This is a genomic window from Aerococcus sp. L_32, assembly GCF_050689315.1.
Genome location: NZ_JBOEQF010001008.1, coordinates 1 through 673, shown reverse-complemented (window position 1 = coordinate 673; position 673 = coordinate 1). Strand labels below are relative to the sequence as shown.

Here is a 673-nt window from a genome sequence, read left to right as displayed (position 1 = left end):
ATTCCAAGCGATTCCATGCAAAATGTTATTGGTATCGGCGTCACTTGAAATCGTCCGGTCTAAAAATATGATCCAGTCAGTATTTGGTATCGAGGACTTTGCCTGGTATTCTTTCATGGAAGATTCCTACACCCAGCAATTTGTCCAAGGGCGGAACCATCAAGTTCGTGGCTATTACCTGAAAGATTTTCTCTCTATCGACAAATACAATGAAGACCAGGCTGCTATGGTGATTGCTGATTTGGTGGAAACCCTATGGACCAATCGCAAAACTATGCGAAAAATCCAAGTCTTCTTCCAGTCTAGGTCTTTGATGCGGGCAACGCAATTTGAAATGAAGCAGCGGATGACTCGGTCTGACTATGGCAACCTGATTGTTCAAAACAATCAACGCAATCTAGACCGGTTAGCCCGTCAGTATGAAGACAGTTCACGAGCCATTTTATTCGCTGTGGCTAGTTTCCAAGAAGGGGTCCATCTCAATGCCAAAACGGACGCCTTTGTCCTAACCAGACTGCCGTTTTCAGCGCCAGATACGCCGGATGAATTGGCCAAGCAAGATTATCTAAAATCACTGGGCGATAACTATTTTGATGATGTGGCTTTACCGGATATGTTAATGAATCTAACGCAAATCTTTGGCCGGATGGCCGCGTCGGGTAGCCAAGATGCA

1 protein-coding gene is annotated in these 673 nt (G+C 45.2%); it reads left to right on the top strand.

The features are described from left to right. Positions 1–115: 115 nt before the first annotated feature. Positions 116–673: helicase C-terminal domain-containing protein (locus ACRCJ0_RS17895; protein ID WP_431391488.1), on the top strand; the 558-nt coding region annotated here is incomplete at its 3' end.